The 15421-nt window shown below is 39.0% G+C and carries 14 protein-coding genes; 10 read left to right on the top strand and 4 right to left on the bottom strand.

The features are described from left to right. Positions 1-2: 2 nt before the first annotated feature. The 3 genes from G6R02_RS12870 to G6R02_RS12860 form a co-directional block, all read right to left on the bottom strand. Positions 3-1118 (bottom strand): GerAB/ArcD/ProY family transporter, encoded by a 1116-nt coding sequence (locus tag G6R02_RS12870; RefSeq protein WP_164669640.1) that lies wholly within the window; start codon positions 1116-1118, stop codon positions 3-5. A gap of 8 nt (positions 1119-1126) precedes the next feature. Next, positions 1127-2635, bottom strand: a complete 1509-nt coding sequence (locus tag G6R02_RS12865) for a spore germination protein (RefSeq protein WP_164669639.1) — start codon at positions 2633-2635, stop codon at positions 1127-1129. Between the two features lie 471 nt (positions 2636-3106). Beyond that, complete coding sequence (locus G6R02_RS12860) at positions 3107-4156, bottom strand: TDT family transporter (RefSeq protein WP_164669638.1); 1050 nt, start codon at positions 4154-4156, stop codon at positions 3107-3109. Positions 4157-4401: 245 nt separating this feature from the next. On the opposite strand from G6R02_RS12860, the gene G6R02_RS12855 reads away from it, so the two are divergent. From G6R02_RS12855 to G6R02_RS12825, 7 genes are all read left to right on the top strand, one after another. Beyond that, the gene (locus G6R02_RS12855; protein ID WP_164669637.1) at positions 4402-4638 is read left to right on the top strand and encodes a hypothetical protein; all 237 of its coding nucleotides are present in this window, start codon (positions 4402-4404) and stop codon (positions 4636-4638) included. Positions 4639-5121: 483 nt separating this feature from the next. Continuing rightward, positions 5122-6870, top strand: coding sequence for an ABC transporter ATP-binding protein (locus G6R02_RS12850; protein ID WP_164669636.1), 1749 nt, complete (start codon positions 5122-5124; stop codon positions 6868-6870). After that, positions 6870-8900, top strand: a complete 2031-nt coding sequence (locus G6R02_RS12845; RefSeq protein ID WP_164669635.1) for an ABC transporter ATP-binding protein — start codon at positions 6870-6872, stop codon at positions 8898-8900. Before G6R02_RS12850 ends, G6R02_RS12845 begins: the two co-directional genes overlap by 1 nt. 27 nt (positions 8901-8927) lie before the next feature. After that, the gene (locus G6R02_RS12840; protein WP_164669634.1) at positions 8928-9740 is read left to right on the top strand and encodes a S1C family serine protease; all 813 of its coding nucleotides are present in this window, start codon (positions 8928-8930) and stop codon (positions 9738-9740) included. Positions 9741-9807: 67 nt separating this feature from the next. After that, the gene (locus G6R02_RS12835) at positions 9808-10530 is read left to right on the top strand and encodes a PRC-barrel domain containing protein (protein WP_164669633.1); all 723 of its coding nucleotides are present in this window, start codon (positions 9808-9810) and stop codon (positions 10528-10530) included. A 578-nt stretch (positions 10531-11108) separates the two neighbouring features. Next, positions 11109-11834, top strand: a complete 726-nt coding sequence (gene sigI, locus G6R02_RS12830; protein WP_205520217.1) for an RNA polymerase sigma factor SigI — start codon at positions 11109-11111, stop codon at positions 11832-11834. Further along, positions 11834-12964, top strand: a complete 1131-nt coding sequence (locus tag G6R02_RS12825) for an anti-sigma-I factor RsgI family protein (protein ID WP_164667197.1) — start codon at positions 11834-11836, stop codon at positions 12962-12964. Before sigI ends, G6R02_RS12825 begins: the two co-directional genes overlap by 1 nt. 40 nt (positions 12965-13004) lie before the next feature. Here the strand turns inward: G6R02_RS12825 and G6R02_RS12820 are convergent, their stop codons facing one another. Then, the gene (locus G6R02_RS12820) at positions 13005-13241 is read right to left on the bottom strand and encodes a YhdB family protein (protein ID WP_164669631.1); all 237 of its coding nucleotides are present in this window, start codon (positions 13239-13241) and stop codon (positions 13005-13007) included. A gap of 161 nt (positions 13242-13402) precedes the next feature. On the opposite strand from G6R02_RS12820, the gene G6R02_RS12815 reads away from it, so the two are divergent. The 3 genes from G6R02_RS12815 to G6R02_RS12805 all read left to right on the top strand — a co-directional run bounded on the left by G6R02_RS12815 (position 13403) and on the right by G6R02_RS12805 (position 15420). Then, positions 13403-14149 (top strand): YhcN/YlaJ family sporulation lipoprotein, encoded by a 747-nt coding sequence (locus G6R02_RS12815; RefSeq protein ID WP_164669630.1) that lies wholly within the window; start codon positions 13403-13405, stop codon positions 14147-14149. 149 nt (positions 14150-14298) lie between these two features. Next, positions 14299-14937, top strand: coding sequence for a class I SAM-dependent DNA methyltransferase (locus tag G6R02_RS12810; protein ID WP_164669629.1), 639 nt, complete (start codon positions 14299-14301; stop codon positions 14935-14937). 15 nt (positions 14938-14952) lie between these two features. Beyond that, on the top strand, positions 14953-15420 hold the full coding sequence (locus G6R02_RS12805; RefSeq protein ID WP_164669628.1) for an S-ribosylhomocysteine lyase: 468 nt from the start codon (positions 14953-14955) through the stop codon (positions 15418-15420). The last annotated feature ends 1 nt before the right edge of the window (position 15421 follow it).

Raw genomic sequence — 15421 nt, 5'->3', positions numbered from 1 at the left:
TTTCATATATTTTCACGTTCCTTCTTACGCTGCCAACGATTTTTCAGCAATACTACTGGTAAGAGAATAAAAGGATAGATGTATACAATCCAGAATCCAACTTTTGCAACCAGATCAGTCAGGCCGGTAATCAGGTGATGGTAAGAGATAAAGCCGCATATTCCCAAAATAATGAATGAAACGGTATATAACGTTATTTTTTGCGGGATTTTGTATAATCGTTTCATTCCATACGTTATAGCCCACATTAACAGAATCATATTTGGAAGGGACACCATCATCCATTCGGCTACTACGATATAATCAAAACGTTCGACAAATGGTAAGGAAATTATTTTAAACAGCGATAACACAGACCATTCCAATTGTTCCAGCTGGTTGTGGCTGAAATAACCTATGGCAATTACAGTAGTGAGCATAATTAGTCCGAACGAGAAGAATGCTCCGAAATACACAGGGAATCTGGCACGTTCCTTATGTTGAATGAACGGATAAATAATAAAAAGGATCTCAAAGCCAGCAAATGTGTAAGCTGTTGCCTTGGCTCCCTTAAGCAATTCAGTTGCTGAAGCCTGGAACATGGGTTGAAAGTGTGTTAAATCCATTCTTGCCACTGGCTCATATAATAGAAAAATTAACCAAACTGAGAGAATAAAAAAGATAAATACAACCCCAACAATAACTCTTATTCCCCCAAGTACACTGTATACAATCAGGGACACCAGCAGTAACCCGATGATGAGTGAGCTTAATTCCTCAAATACAAAAAGCTGTATCACTTCAATATACGTATTTATGATGGATATAAGTGAAACGGTCAGGTAAATGATATACAGTGTTCCCAATATCCTGCCAATCCATCTACCAAATAAATCAACCTGTATTCCAAAAATATCGGCATTTTCATATTTGCTTAAAATCTTGAACATGACAAAGAGGACAAGCAGGATATACATAAATGCAATAATAATAGAAATCCATGAATCCTGCCGTGCCTCAATAAATATATACATTGGTGCACCCATTATACCAACGCCAACTTGAATGGTCGTAATAACAAAAAATAAATAAAACGCCCGGATTTGCAGGTTTTCTTTTATTGTTAGGTTAATATCCATTGCCCCACCTACTCATCTATGTCCCGTATTTTACTGGCTTCCTTTCTGCTGAATCGAAGTAAATCCTTTGGTCTGTAAGATAGAAACCGTTTGTTCCGGTATGAAGGTGGTGCCCTGAATAATGCCTTATTCAAGTCAGACAATCGAAATGGGTATACAGGAGATAAATACGGCTCGCCCAGTGATTTAAGTTTTATTAAATGAATTACTAAAAAACACAGTCCATAAATGATTCCGATAATCCCAAACATTCCTGCCAATATGATTATCGGGAACCGGATTATCCGGATGGTAGTCCCCATTAAATAACTTGGTACCGTGAAGGAGGAAAGCGCACTTAAGGCTATTACGATAATCAGGATACTGCTTGTTAATCCAGCCTGAACAACCGCTTGCCCAATGATTACACCACCAACGATACCAATTGTCTGACCTACCTTGGTAGGCAATCGTGCACCAGCTTCACGCAACAGCTCAATCAGTAATTCCAGAATCATCGCCTCAACTATCGGTGGAAATGGCACAATAGCTCTTGATTGACCTATTGTAATCAATTCACGCGGTGGAATAAGTTCATAATGGTAGGTTACTGCGGCAACATAGAGTGGTGTCAGGATGATTGAAATAAACATTGCAAAGAAACGCAGAATCCGTAAGAATGATCCTACATTCCAGCGCATGTACATATCTTCAGTTGATTCCATAAAACTGAAAAAGGAGGCCGGAGCTATTATTCCTGTTGGGCTGTTTTCCACAAGGACACCTACTCGTCCCTGTGCGACAGCATAGCTGAAACGGTCTGCCAATTCACTGGACAGGAATTGGGGGAAAATAGAGGAAGGAGCATCTTCAATATATTGCATTAAAACGGTACTGTCCTCAATTTGATCCAAATCCAAATCCTGCAGTCTCTGCCGCATGGTATTAATATGTACATCACTTGCGATGGATTTCATATAAATAAGTCTGACTTCGTGTTTGGCTCTTTTACCAACCATTATTTTTTCCAAAACAAGGTCAGTGGTTCGTATACTCCATCGTACAACATTCAAGTTGGTAATAAGTGATTCTGTGAAAGCTACCTGTGGACCCAGTACAACAGATTCGTTTTCTGACTTGGCAAGCTGCCTTGATTCTTTATGAATCAATAAATAATTGACAACAGAATTGTCTCCTTCTGCATACACAAATACTTTTCCTATTATTAATCCTTGAAGTATATCGTCAATATCGTCAGTTTTGGAACCGCCGCCCAGAGGGAGCTCGTTAAGAATAGTTGAGCTGGTCATTTCTTCATTACTGTTTATCAAAGGCTTTAGCAGGAAATTTTCAACCCGATCGGTATATACCTGGTATGATAAATAAAATACGGCAATTTTTTTATGCTTATGTTCGAAAATAGAAAAGGTTAAGTCCGGATTACCTTCAAATTCACTTTGGAGCATCTTTTTCAGTCTATCAACTTCGATTGGAAATATGGAATTCTTCTTTGCAGTTCGGCGCCGATTCTTTCGCATACGATTCTCCTTGTGAAATAATTACTGAATGATAGTATGTGAAAGAATGAGTGAAAATATTACAGCTATGGAATCGCGTTTGGGGGGGAGCCGGATGTAGTGTTGTGATGGGGTTGTAAAAAGAGCCAATTAAAGAGGCTGGGACAAATGGGTTTTATCAAAAGAATATATCCGAACTAACTTGAAAATGGTGCATTAAACCGCTCCGGAAATATACTGTGGTGCTCGTCGTGTTGCAAGTGATTCCAGAGAAGCAGCACTCCTCGCAACTCGGAGTTTACTCGGCAGAAGTTTCGCTCGTCGCTTTTCGCGGGCGGCTGGTGAGCCTCCTCGCGCTGACGCACTTCGGAGTTTCACCGATGCCTTTCCTCCCCCAGGAGTCTGCGTATATTTCCTCCGCTAAGCTCGCAAATTGTTAGTCTTTTTTGATGCACATTTTTGTTATGTCCCAGCCTCTTTTATTCCTGATTATTACTGGCCAATCTCTGCTTGTTGTCTGATCAGTTTCGTTATGCGATCTTTTATAAATAATGCGATTTGTCCGAGAATTGCAATCAAAACTACCCATGCCCAAAAGGCCATAAATCCTGTTTGGAAGTTATACAGTGATTCTGAAATCGTGTAATACGGGTTTGCCTGCATAACAAGTGAAAATGTATAAAACATGCCAAACGTAAAGTTTCGTGACCATTGTGTAACATTGTACGTGAATATTCCCTGGTTCCAGCCATATTTTTTTACCCGCAGGAAGGCTCTTACAAATTCAATTACTTCAACAATGACCAAAAGCAGAAAGACAAGTATCCAAAAATAGGTAACGAACGTTGATGTAAATGTATCTGTTGTTACGATGGCCAGCCCGGAGATTGACAGGGCACCATGGATGATGCAGTTTGTATTCGCCCAATCATCTGCCAGATTCCAGTTATGCTTTCGGATATATCTGTTTCCAATCAAAATAATCCCTGCCAGATAAAAGAGAAATCCTAGTAAAATAATAGCTTCAGAAAAGTAGACCGGGAATTGAAAGAAAACATTATTCAATAAGATAATGATGGATTGTGTTCCCACTGTTGACAGCAGGACAGCACCCTGGACCGGATAATCCTTATGCTCAAAAAACAGTTGTTTGAAATTATAAAAGCAGTTAGCAAGAAAAAACAGCCATAAAAACGTATTTAATATCCCCATAGCCTGCGTCATTAAGATAATTTCAGGAAAGTATTTCAGAAATACGTTACATAAAACGGATACCCCTGCAATCCATGTCCCGATAACAAAGGAGTTAACCGGGTTTTGAATAAAAGGAACCAGGAAGTCACGATGAAAAAACTGAATCGTCAAATCTTTGTAGATAATAACCCAAGCGACAAGAAGAAAGAATGCCAGATATTTCCCCATATGGATATCCAAAAATGGAAAAGCGTCTACAGCCCCAATCAGGAAAATACCACTCGCCATAATGATAGCTCCGGATGCTGGTTCAATTTTTTTGTAAGTACCATTTAATAGCATATTCATATATTCACACACGTCCATGTTGAGTTTTCAATTTACACTTTGCATTATATCATTTTTTACATTATTTTCACCTGAATTAATGAAAAATGCAGCCTTATTATCAAGGATTGTGACGAAATTATGTATTGGGACTATAGTTGTGGCATGTGACAAAAGACTTATTTTTCTAAAAATTCTATAATTAGATTGTTTTGTTCTGTCGATTGGTGTAGAATAATTGTACAAAAGTTGTAGGAGGTGAGTACATGGGAAAAATTATCCGAAATTGTCGTTTGTGCAAAGAACCGATGGAATCAAGTCCATTTATGATGTGTCCAACATGCTTGGTTGAAAGTGACCGGGTAAGAAGCTTTATAGCTAAAAATCCACATGTATCAGTCGAAGAAATCGCCTCAGCAACTAATGTACCTTTGGATAAGGTAGAGGGTATGGTGACCCTTGGAATTAATAAGAGACAGGAAATTGATTCAAATGTACACTGAACCACGATACTGAAATTTTTGAGAAGTAAAAATTATAATTGCATGAATTAATCATGTAAAATGTTGAAATACACTTCCTGTTAAAAGTGAAGTGTGTTTTAACTGTGGACAATAATACTTTTGAAAAAAAGTAAAAAAATTTTAAAAAGTCATTGACTTAAAATTCTCCAAATACTATACTTATTGAGAACATAAAAAGAGAGGAGGTCATATCGATGAAAAACAGAATTGAATTAGTAAACGAAAAACTTATATTTGGTGTGACCTTCTGGTACGGTAGAAATTAACTTGCTGATTGTACATTACATTAGCATGTAATAGGTCACACATGTCTGTGGCCTTTTTGTGTTTTTTAAGGGATTGTTATGTAATCCGGCGATTGCACACGTCACAGGCGTGTGCTTTTTTAATGGAAAATTTTATGTGACGCAGTACCGTCCCAGGAGGTTATTCAACTTAGAGAGAGAAAAGCAGGTGATTTAGGTGTTTGCAGTATTTAAGAAATTAGATTGGTTTTTTAAACATTATTGGAAAAGGTATACGTTTGCAATTGCTGCCTTAATTATTTCTAGTGCAATTGGATTGATTCCGCCCAAGCTTGTTGGTTTCGCAATTGATCAAATAAAAGTGGAAACATTAACGATGCAATTATTAATCTTACTTGTATCCGGCTATTTGGTATTAACAGTTATTCACTACGCCATTTCATTTTTGTGGGATTACACATTGTTTGGCGGGGCAGTTATTTTGGAAAGATGGACGCGGAGTAAGCTGATGGATCACTTTCTGAAAATGACACCGACTTTTTTTGGAAAGCATCGTACTGGTGACTTAATGGCCCGCAGTACGAATGATTTGAAAGCAATCAGTCTTACGGCAGGTTTCGGTGTATTAACACTGGTTGATTCCAGCATTTTTATGTTCATGATCGTAGCTATGATGGGATTTACAATAAGCTGGAAATTAACGCTGGCAGCATTGATTCCATTACCAATTATGGCGATTGTCATGAATAAATATGGTGCTGCCATTCATGCACGTTTTACTAAAGCACAGGAGGCGTTTGGTGAAATGAACAATGACGTGCTTGAATCAATTCGTGGTGTTCGTGTGATTCGTGCATTTGTACAGGAAAAACAGGATGAACAACGATTTCAGACAATGACAGATGATGTTTATCAAAAGAACATTGCTGTTGCAAAAATTGATGCGCTGTTTGAACCGACGATGACAATTCTTGTCGGATTATCCTATACAATTGGATTAGGCTATGGCGCCTTACTCGTTTTTGAAAACAAAATTACATTGGGTGATCTGGTAACGTTTAACGTTTACCTTGGAATGCTGATCTGGCCGATGTTTGCTGTAGGAGAACTGATAAATATTTTACAACGCGGTAACGCATCACTGGACCGTGTCAATAATACATTGGGTTATCAGGCTGATGTAACAAATCCGCTGCATGCCAGAAAGGTTCAAACCGCAGATGCGATAGACTTTGATCATGTTTCTTTTTCGTATCCATCAACAGAGGTCAATCAACTGCATGACATTACATTGAACGTTAAAAAGGGTCAGACGATTGGTGTCGCAGGTAAAACCGGAGCAGGAAAAACATCATTATTCAAGTTAATGCTCAGACAGTATCCGGGGGTTACCGGTGATATAAAAGTATCCGGAACAGAGCTGGAATCGATCAGTCTGGAACAAATACGTGACTGGATTGGCTATGTTCCACAGGATCAGATCATGTTTTCCAAAACGATTCGTGAAAATATCCAATTCGGTAAGGAAGATGCGACTGATGAGGAAATTTACCGGGTGATGGAACTTGCCCACTTTTTGGAGGATATCAAGCAACTGCCTGAAGGCCTCGATACGGAGGTTGGCGAAAGTGGTGTTACCCTTTCAGGCGGGCAGAAGCAGCGTGTGGCATTGGCGCGTGCATTTGTAAAGGAGCCGGAAATCTTAATTTTGGATGACTCGATGTCTGCGGTTGACGGAAAGACAGAGGCGAAGATTATCGAGCATTTACGTAACGAACGAAAAAATAAAACAACTTTTATTGCGGCACATCGCATGTCTGCTGTTACCCATGCAGACCATATCATTGTGCTGGAAGATGGAAAAATCATTGAAGAAGGAACACATGAACAATTAATTAAGCTGAATGGCTGGTATAAAGAACAATATCAGCAGCAGCAACTGGAAGATGAGGAGGTGTCCTCCTGATGAAACCATCAACAGAAAAACGTTTATTTCAATATGCATTGCACTTTAAAAAAGGCATTTTAATCGGGCTGGTTTGCCTGGTATTCGCTGTTGCACTTGAACTGTCAGGTCCGTTAATTGCAAAAACAGTAATTGATGAGCATATCCTTGGTGTGGAAGGTAAATGGCAACAGGTCAGGGAGAACGATGATAAATACACTGTTTCATACGAGGATAAATTTTATAAACGTGCTGATCGTTTAAATGATTCAGACGAGCAACTTGGAAATGCAACTATTTTCCAGGTTGAACGTGATTATTACTTTGTGGACAGCTATGTAACACTGCAAGGAAAACGCAGTGCAGACAGTGATGGTACAATCACTATTGAAACAGCTGACGAGAACCTGACTTACGAAGGTGAAAAGCTTTCATTATCGGAAATATATCCATTTTTCAAACCGGAACAGAGACCGATTGTCCTTTTACTGGGTTTATATGTGGTTTTATTGTTAATAGCAGGTGTTTTTCAATTTTACCAAACATTTTTACTGCAAAAATCGTCCAACCAGATTGTGAAAAAAATGCGGAATGACATTTTTGCACATACACAGCGAATTCCAATTAACTATTATGTTGATCAGCCTGCAGGTAAAATTGTTGCACGGATTACAAATGATACGGAAGCGATTCGTGATTTATATGAACGTGTTCTTTCCATTGTATTCACGAGCATTGTTTACATGGCGGGGATTTTTGCGGCATTATTTTTACTGGATGTAAAATTGGCTGCCTTGTGTTTACTGGTAATTCCGCTGATTATTGGCTGGATGAAGGTTTATAAATATTTCGGTACAAAATACAATACCGTTATCCGCAAAACAATCAGTGAAATCAATGGGAATATCAGTGAAGCAGTTCAGGGAATGCCAATCATTCAGGCCTTCAGGAGAGAAAAGAAAACAAAAGAAGAATTTGAGGTATTGAATCAGAGGCATTTTATCTATCAGCGCAAGCTTGTTAAATTAAGTGCACTGACGTCGTATAACCTCGTTACCGTATTCCGGAATCTGGCATTCGTTGGATTCATTTGGTACTTTGGGTCATCGTCACTTGGACCTGGCAGTATTATCACAATCGGCGTGCTTTATGCGTTTGTCGATTATTTGACCCGTCTGTTTGAGCCGCTGGAGGATATTGTTAACCAGCTTCCATTAATTGAACAGGCGCGGGCCGCCGGAAACAGGGTTTTTGAATTAATCGATCGTGATGGTGAAGAAGTCATTGATGGCAGAATAGAAAAGTACCGTGGCAATATACGTTTTGATCATGTTTCATTTGCTTATAACGAGAAAGATTATGTTCTGAATGATATTTCTTTTGCGGTAAAATCAGGTGAAACAGCTGCTTTTGTCGGGCATACAGGATCCGGAAAAAGTTCGATTATGAACCTGCTTTTCCGATTTTATGACCCACAAATAGGAACAATTACCATTGATGGGCATAATACAAAGGAATGGTCGCGTCAGCAGGTGAGAAGCCACATGGGCATTGTACTGCAGGATCCTTTTCTTTTTTCAGGAACGATTCTTTCAAACGTTACGATGAACGATCCGGCTATTTCCCGTACACAGGCTGTTAATGCTTTAAAGGCTGTTGGAGCAGACCGTTTCATCGAAAAATTTCCTGATACGTATGATGAAAAAGTCACTGAAGGCGGAAGCACGTTCTCACTTGGCGAAAGACAGCTAATCTCATTTGCACGTGCACTGGCATTTGATCCGGCAATTCTGATTCTGGACGAAGCTACCGCCAACATTGACACGGAAACGGAAAATCTGATTCAGAATGCGTTGGAAGTTTTGAAAAAAGGCAGAACAACGCTTGTAATTGCACACCGTTTATCAACAATTCAGCAAGCTGATTCTATCTTTGTACTGGAAAATGGTACAATAAAAGAACAAGGTAATCATCACCAGCTTATTCATGAAGAGGGCTTGTATTACCATATGTACCAGATGCAGCAGGGAAGTTCGAAGCAGGCAGTGTAATGAATTGCCAGTTGTGTGAGGTGGATTATGACTAACGATAAAAATGACCACGACATTATTGATGACGACTTATATGAAGAGTTTGATGAGGAAGAACTGAAGGAACTCGTTGAAGATGAACGTCAGAAAGCATGGGCCAGAGCACATCAGAAAGATAGTCAAAAGCCAAAACGTCCGTTTCCGAAATGGGCGTTTTGGCTAATTGCAATTGCTATGGTCTTTAATGTTTTCGCGCTAATCCCGCAAACATTTTCGGTTCCGGCTATTGATTTCCTGATTACTTCTGCTAAATTATCTGTACAGGATGATATACAAGCTTATAAAAAGGCGGTGGTCGTGATTGAGGCCGGTAATACGAAGGGAACAGGCTTTGCAATTTCCTCTGATGGAACAATCATAACAAATCATCATGTCGTTGAAGGAGAAAAGTCGGTTACCGTGGCATTTCCGGATAATGAACTTTTTTCCGGTGAGGTTGTTGAAACTTATCCATCGGTTGACCTGGCTGTATTGGATGTAGAGGGTCAGAACTTATCACACCTGGAGCTGGCTGATAAGACTGAGTTTGACGAAAATGAACCGATTTATTTTATCGGCAATCCGCTACGATTTAATGGAATAGCCAATAAGGGAACAGTAATTGATTATATACAGCTAAGTGATTGGGAAAAACCGGTTATCATGCTGGAAGCACCGGTATACCGGGGGAACAGCGGAAGCCCGGTGATTAACCAGGAAGGCAAGGTTATTGGTGTTGTGTTTGCTACATTGGATCATGATACCAGGGGAAGAGTAGGTTTATTTATACCGATTGACTATTATTACACCCATCATGACTAATGCCGGCGTTCGTTTAGGTCTGAAGCGGACTGGGTAAACACATTATAAACGCTAGGAGGCGAATATAATGTTATATCTCACTACAGATCTTAAAGCGTATAATATTAATGCTCAGGATGGCGAAATGGGAAAAATACACGATTTGTATTTTGATGATAAAAAATGGGCAATCCGATATGCAGTAGTAGATGCCCGAAAATGGCTGCCTTCCCGCCGGGTGCTATTATCCCCTGCATCTTTTGAAAAAATGGACGAGCAGGGAAAAATGGTGGACGTGAAACATGATAAAGAAACTGTCCGGAACAGTCCATCCATACCAAGTGATTCAGCAATTTCTGAAGACATGGAAATTGCCCTGACAGGTTATTACGGATGGAGCAGATATTGGATGGGAAGTATGCTCTGGGGTGATCAGGATAGCCCTATCTCTCACTTTCATAATGATTCAGAAGCAAAAGCCTCGTTTCGAAATGAAGCACAATTGAATGAGGGTAAAAAGGATTATAACTTACGGAGTGAAGAAGAGACACTGGAATACAGAGTTCATGCAAATGACGGGAAAATCGGAAAAGTTACTGATATGGTCTTCGATGATGAATACTGGAAAATCCGATATCTGGTCGTTCAAATGGATGATTTTCCTTCAGGTGAAAAAATGTTTGTTTTCACGCCAGAGACTATTCAGTCGGTCGATTGGTTTGAAGGTGATATTTATGCTGATGTTGAACTGGAAGCATTGAAACAGCAAAAAAGTTTTGGTTCAAAAGAAGCGATAATTTCTTCACTGTGATTTATTTGAATTTGAATAAACCAAGAAAGATCCCGTATCACTTTGAAAGTGGTGCGGGTATTTTTTGGAGTTAAACGGTAATTGATTGGTTTTATGAGTGCCCGAAAAGAGCTGAAAAGCCGTAGAACGGTCACTCATCAGCGTTATGAGTGCCCGAAAAGAGTTGAAAAGCCATAGAACGGTCACTCATTCCGCATTATGAATACTCAAACCAACCCAGATTATTGGCGGCAAAAGCAAATATGAATACATTTTTTAAAGCATTTTTTAAAAGCTTTTACGTCATGTTATTTTATTTTCATCTTCATTTTTCAGTCCAGTTGCCGTTATAAGTAATAAGTAATCAATTTTTAAACAAACTGTAATTATTTTGTGGTAGCAAGGAGTTAGCTCGTACGTTAAGCTTAGTGTTATTGGTAAAATAGTATGATTGTAACGAAAATTATTGATAAAGATGGTGGTTACATCATGAAATATATTACGCTTATGAAAATTAAAATGATAAAATACGCGACAACTACACCCATAAAGTATAATAATGAAACGAATTATTTAATGGCTGGGGGTGTTTCAGGTTGATGATGAGCCAGTCGTTAAAAGACATTCCCCTTGAAGAAATGATTGCCTCAGCCCAGCAAGGGGATCAAACTGTTCAAAATTATCTTTTAAAGACATATCAGCCTTTTATCGCCAAATGTGTTTCGGAAGTTTGCAAACGTTATATTAATCCACAAAGTGATGATGAATTCAGTATCGGCTTGACCGCATTCAATGAAGCAATCATGTCCTATTCACCTGAAAAGGGAAGCTCGTTTCTTTCTTTCTCAAAGCTTGTTGTGAAAAGGAAAGTGATTGATTACATTCGGTATGTTCAAAAAACACCAGTTGCAGCGTCTCTCGATGAAAGTTATGATGAAGAACAGATGGAGAATCCTACAGAGATATTTGCGGTTAAGGAAATTTATCAGAAGGAACAGGAAGCGTGGTATCGCAGGGAAGAGATACTGGATTTTAAAGAAAAACTGCGCACTTATAAACTAACGTTAGTTGAACTGACGGAAGCTTCACCAAAACATAAGGATGCCCGGGACTCGGCAGTCGCGGTGGCGAGAACGCTGTATAATGACACAGCGCTACGGGAGTATGTTCAACGAAAGAAAAAGCTGCCGATAAAGGATTTAGTCAGAAAAGTGGATGTGAGCAAGAAAACGTTGGAACGTAACCGAAAATTCATTTTGGCTATCTTCGTTGTGTTAAGCGAAGATTATATGTATCTTAAGGAGTACCTTAAGGGGGTGGGTTAGTGAAAAAAGGAATCGTGATGGAAAAACATCGCCGCTTTACAGTTGTGATGCGTGAAGATGGGACTTTCCAAAAAGCATTACCGATGGAAGATGCAGCAGTTGGCGCTGAAGTTAGTTATCAGCCATTGGAAACGAAAGGAAATTTGCTGTTTCCCGGTAAAAACAGATGGGTTCCCGTGAGGATGCTTGCCATGGCGTGTGTACTTCTGTTATTAGTGGTGCCATTATACCTTTTTAATAATACAAGTCATACATATGCATATGTGAACATTGATATAAATCCAAGTGTTGAATTAGAAATTGATAATCAGCTTAAGGTTCAATCGATTACGCCATTAAATGATGATGCCGAAGCTCTAATCAGTCAACTCACTGATTATCAGGGAGATAAGGTGGAACAGGTAATTGATCAAATAATGAATAAAAGTGAACAAGCTGGCCTGACAGCGAATGGAAAAAATATGCTGATTGGTGTAAGCTATGTGCCTGACTCACACGAAACATCAGTTCTTGATACAATTGACAGTTATTTTGTCACGAATGAATCAGGTTGGAAGATAGCTACTTTTCAAGTGCCAAAAAAAGTACGTGATGCTGCAATACAAAGTCAGCAATCCATGAATGAGTTAATGGCATCAAACCTTGTTGAGTCAAAAGCTGCTTCAGAGGCAGATAACAAGGAAATCCCGGTTGATGATGAGGAAGAAGCAATAATTAATACGTTTTATAACAATAAAAATCAATTGGGATCTGCAGCTGAGGAAGACAGTGCGACAAACACAGAACAGGCGTCTTCAGACAAAAAAGTGGAAATCGATGAGCAATCCGAAGAACCTGAGACGAAAGTTGATGCAAAACACCCAAGTGAGTTAAAAGGTAAAAATGGATTTATCAACTCAAATGGCAAAAACAAGAAAAATAATAAAGATAATGAAAAGAAAAATAAAGCAAAAAAAAATAAGCCGAATAAAAATGCAAACGAAAATGCCTTTCATAAAGGAAACAGCAAAAACAAAGGCAATAATGGAAAAGAAGGTAACAACGGCAACAACGGCAACAACGGCAATAACGGAAATAATGGTAAAAAAGGAAATAATGGCAATAACGGTAAAGGGAACAATCATAAGTAAAAGCAGGAAAATGCACCAGAAATCTGGTGCATTTTCCTTTTTATATTTCCATTGCCACGGTCGGGGTGTATTTCATAGCGTGGTCAATATAATACAGAAGGCTGTCATGTGATTCGATTATTTTTCGTTCGTCAAGTGAATAGTGGAATGCATGTAAAAAATATTGGATTTTCTTGGAAAGCATATCATCATTTGTGCGTACCATCAGTACAAGCAGATCATCCCACTGTCCCCATAACGTGTAATATAAGGCTTTATCGTAATCCGGAATATCCATTATTTGCCCTCCTTTATATATCAAGGGTTATATATAGTCTCCCCGAATACTATATATATTGTCTGGAACAAAATTGGTGTGCTTGCCAATATTTGAAAAAAGAATAAATCCACCTTTCTGTTACATACTAAGGGCAAAACAGTAAGGAGGATTTGAATGCAATGAAATGGAAAATATTCAGCTTTTTAATAGCGTTAACTTTTGTACTCGCAGCATGTGGGGGTAACGGTGATGATAATGGAAATGGAAATCAGGAAGGACAGGGTGACAATGGAGGTACGAATGTTGAAAATACCCGGTTCAATGCTGATAACGATGCAAACCAGGATGGCAACAATTTAGATCAAAATGGGAACAATGAAAACCAGTATGAACTGGCGGAAGAAGCTGCCGAAAAAATTGCCAATCAGGTTGACGGAATAGAAGATGCTTATGTATTGAAAACCGACAATAATGCTTACGTTGCAGCACAATTGGATAACAATAATAATAATAACAATAACGGTAACAATAACAATAATAACAACGGAGTCGACGATAACCAGATAGATGGGGATCAAAACAATGGCTTCGGTATGAACGGAAATGAAGGTAACACGGATGCTAACACAAATGGTTTAAATGGTAATAATGGTAACAACAATGGACTTACCAATAATGGTGCCTTTGGTGATGCAGGGGATAAAGATAATGGCAATGAATTAACCGATGATGTAAAGCAGGAAATTTCAAAAATCGTAAAATCGGTTGATAATGATGTTAACAATGTTTACGTCTCCACAAACCCTGATTTTTTCAACTTGGCTAATAACTATGCCGATGATGCAGGTAATGGGGAGCCGGTTGAAGGATTGTTTGATCAAATGGGCAACATGATTGAACGGGTTTTCCCGCAAAATAAAGAGTAAAAATTAATTATGACGGACGAGTGCCGCAATACGAGCGGCACTCGTCTATTTTTTTGCCATCTTATGCAACATGTGATACGCTTATACATATAATTCATACTAAACATAGTCGATTACTATGAATTAATAAATAATGGAGTTGTATATAGATGGGACGCGAATTTTTAGGTTTATTTGATGAATGGGCTGACACATATGACGACAGTGTAGCAGGAGTTGATCCACAATATAAAGCTGTTTTTGCAAACTATGATGTCATTTTAAATGAAGTCAGCAAATGTTCTTTTGGAAATGTTCTTGAATTCGGCGTCGGAACAGGTAATTTATCCAAAAAACTGATGGACACCGGGTATGACGTTACGGGAGTCGAGCCATCACCGGCAATGCTTGCAAAAGCAACAGCGAAATTACCGGATCTTACTTTATATGAAGGTGACTTTCTGAACTTCCCGGAAATGACCGAACCGGTTCATACAATCGTAAGCAGTTATGCCTTCCATCATTTAACCGATAAAGAAAAGGAACAGGCTGTAACGAATTTCGCTGGATTCCTTCCTTCATTGGGCAAAATCGTCTTTGCTGACACAGTGTTTGAGACAGAGCAGCACAAGGAACAAATGATAAGGAAGGCCGAGGAACAAGGGTTCACGGATTTAGCTGAAGACCTTCAACGCGAATATTACACAACAGTCCCGGAGATGCGGCGTATTTTTACAGATGCAGGGTTTCATGTTACGTTTGAACAAATGAATGATTTCGTTTGGTTAATTGCAGCAATAAAAAGGTAAAAAGGAGAGGTTACCATGACGAAAAAAATGAATGTAGAAAGCTTCAACCTTGATCATACAAAAGTAAAAGCACCATATGTACGTTTGGTTGGTGTTACATCAGGTTCAAACGGTGACAAAGTATATAAATATGATATCCGCTTTAAACAGCCGAACAAGGAACATATGGATATGGCGGGACTGCACTCAATTGAGCATTTAATGGCAGAAAACATCCGCAATCATATGGAAAATGTTCTTGATATTGGACCAATGGGCTGTCAAACAGGATTTTATTTAGCCATCATTAATAACGACAATTATGACGATGTACTCGAGGCGCTGGAAAAAACGCTTCATGATGTTCTGGAAGCTAGTGATGTCCCTGCATGCAATGAAGTTCAGTGCGGCTGGGCAGCTAACCATAGTCTTGAAGGTGCACAGAAAATTGCCAAAGATATGCTGGCTGAAAAAGACGAATGGCATCAGGTCTTTGCAGAGTAAG

It is taken from the genome of Virgibacillus doumboii (assembly GCF_902806455.1).
In the GTDB taxonomy this organism is placed as follows: Bacteria; Bacillota; Bacilli; order Bacillales; family Amphibacillaceae; genus Lentibacillus; species Lentibacillus doumboii.
Note: the sequence above shows the minus strand (reverse complement) of the source record. Positions and strands in the feature narration are given on the sequence as shown.

Coding starts and splice junctions, on each gene's coding strand:
- G6R02_RS12870 (WP_164669640.1), bottom strand. CDS start 1,118: ATGGATATTAACCTAACAATAAAAGAAAACCTGCAAATCCGGGCGTTT.
- G6R02_RS12865 (WP_164669639.1), bottom strand. CDS start 2,635: ATGCGAAAGAATCGGCGCCGAACTGCAAAGAAGAATTCCATATTTCCA.
- G6R02_RS12860 (WP_164669638.1), bottom strand. CDS start 4,156: ATGAATATGCTATTAAATGGTACTTACAAAAAAATTGAACCAGCATCC.
- G6R02_RS12855 (WP_164669637.1), top strand. CDS start 4,402: ATGGGAAAAATTATCCGAAATTGTCGTTTGTGCAAAGAACCGATGGAA.
- G6R02_RS12845 (WP_164669635.1), top strand. CDS start 6,870: ATGAAACCATCAACAGAAAAACGTTTATTTCAATATGCATTGCACTTT.
- G6R02_RS12840 (WP_164669634.1), top strand. CDS start 8,928: ATGACTAACGATAAAAATGACCACGACATTATTGATGACGACTTATAT.
- G6R02_RS12835 (WP_164669633.1), top strand. CDS start 9,808: ATGTTATATCTCACTACAGATCTTAAAGCGTATAATATTAATGCTCAG.
- sigI (WP_205520217.1), top strand. CDS start 11,109: ATGATGAGCCAGTCGTTAAAAGACATTCCCCTTGAAGAAATGATTGCC.
- G6R02_RS12820 (WP_164669631.1), bottom strand. CDS start 13,241: ATGGATATTCCGGATTACGATAAAGCCTTATATTACACGTTATGGGGA.
- G6R02_RS12815 (WP_164669630.1), top strand. CDS start 13,403: ATGAAATGGAAAATATTCAGCTTTTTAATAGCGTTAACTTTTGTACTC.
- G6R02_RS12810 (WP_164669629.1), top strand. CDS start 14,299: ATGGGACGCGAATTTTTAGGTTTATTTGATGAATGGGCTGACACATAT.
- G6R02_RS12805 (WP_164669628.1), top strand. CDS start 14,953: ATGACGAAAAAAATGAATGTAGAAAGCTTCAACCTTGATCATACAAAA.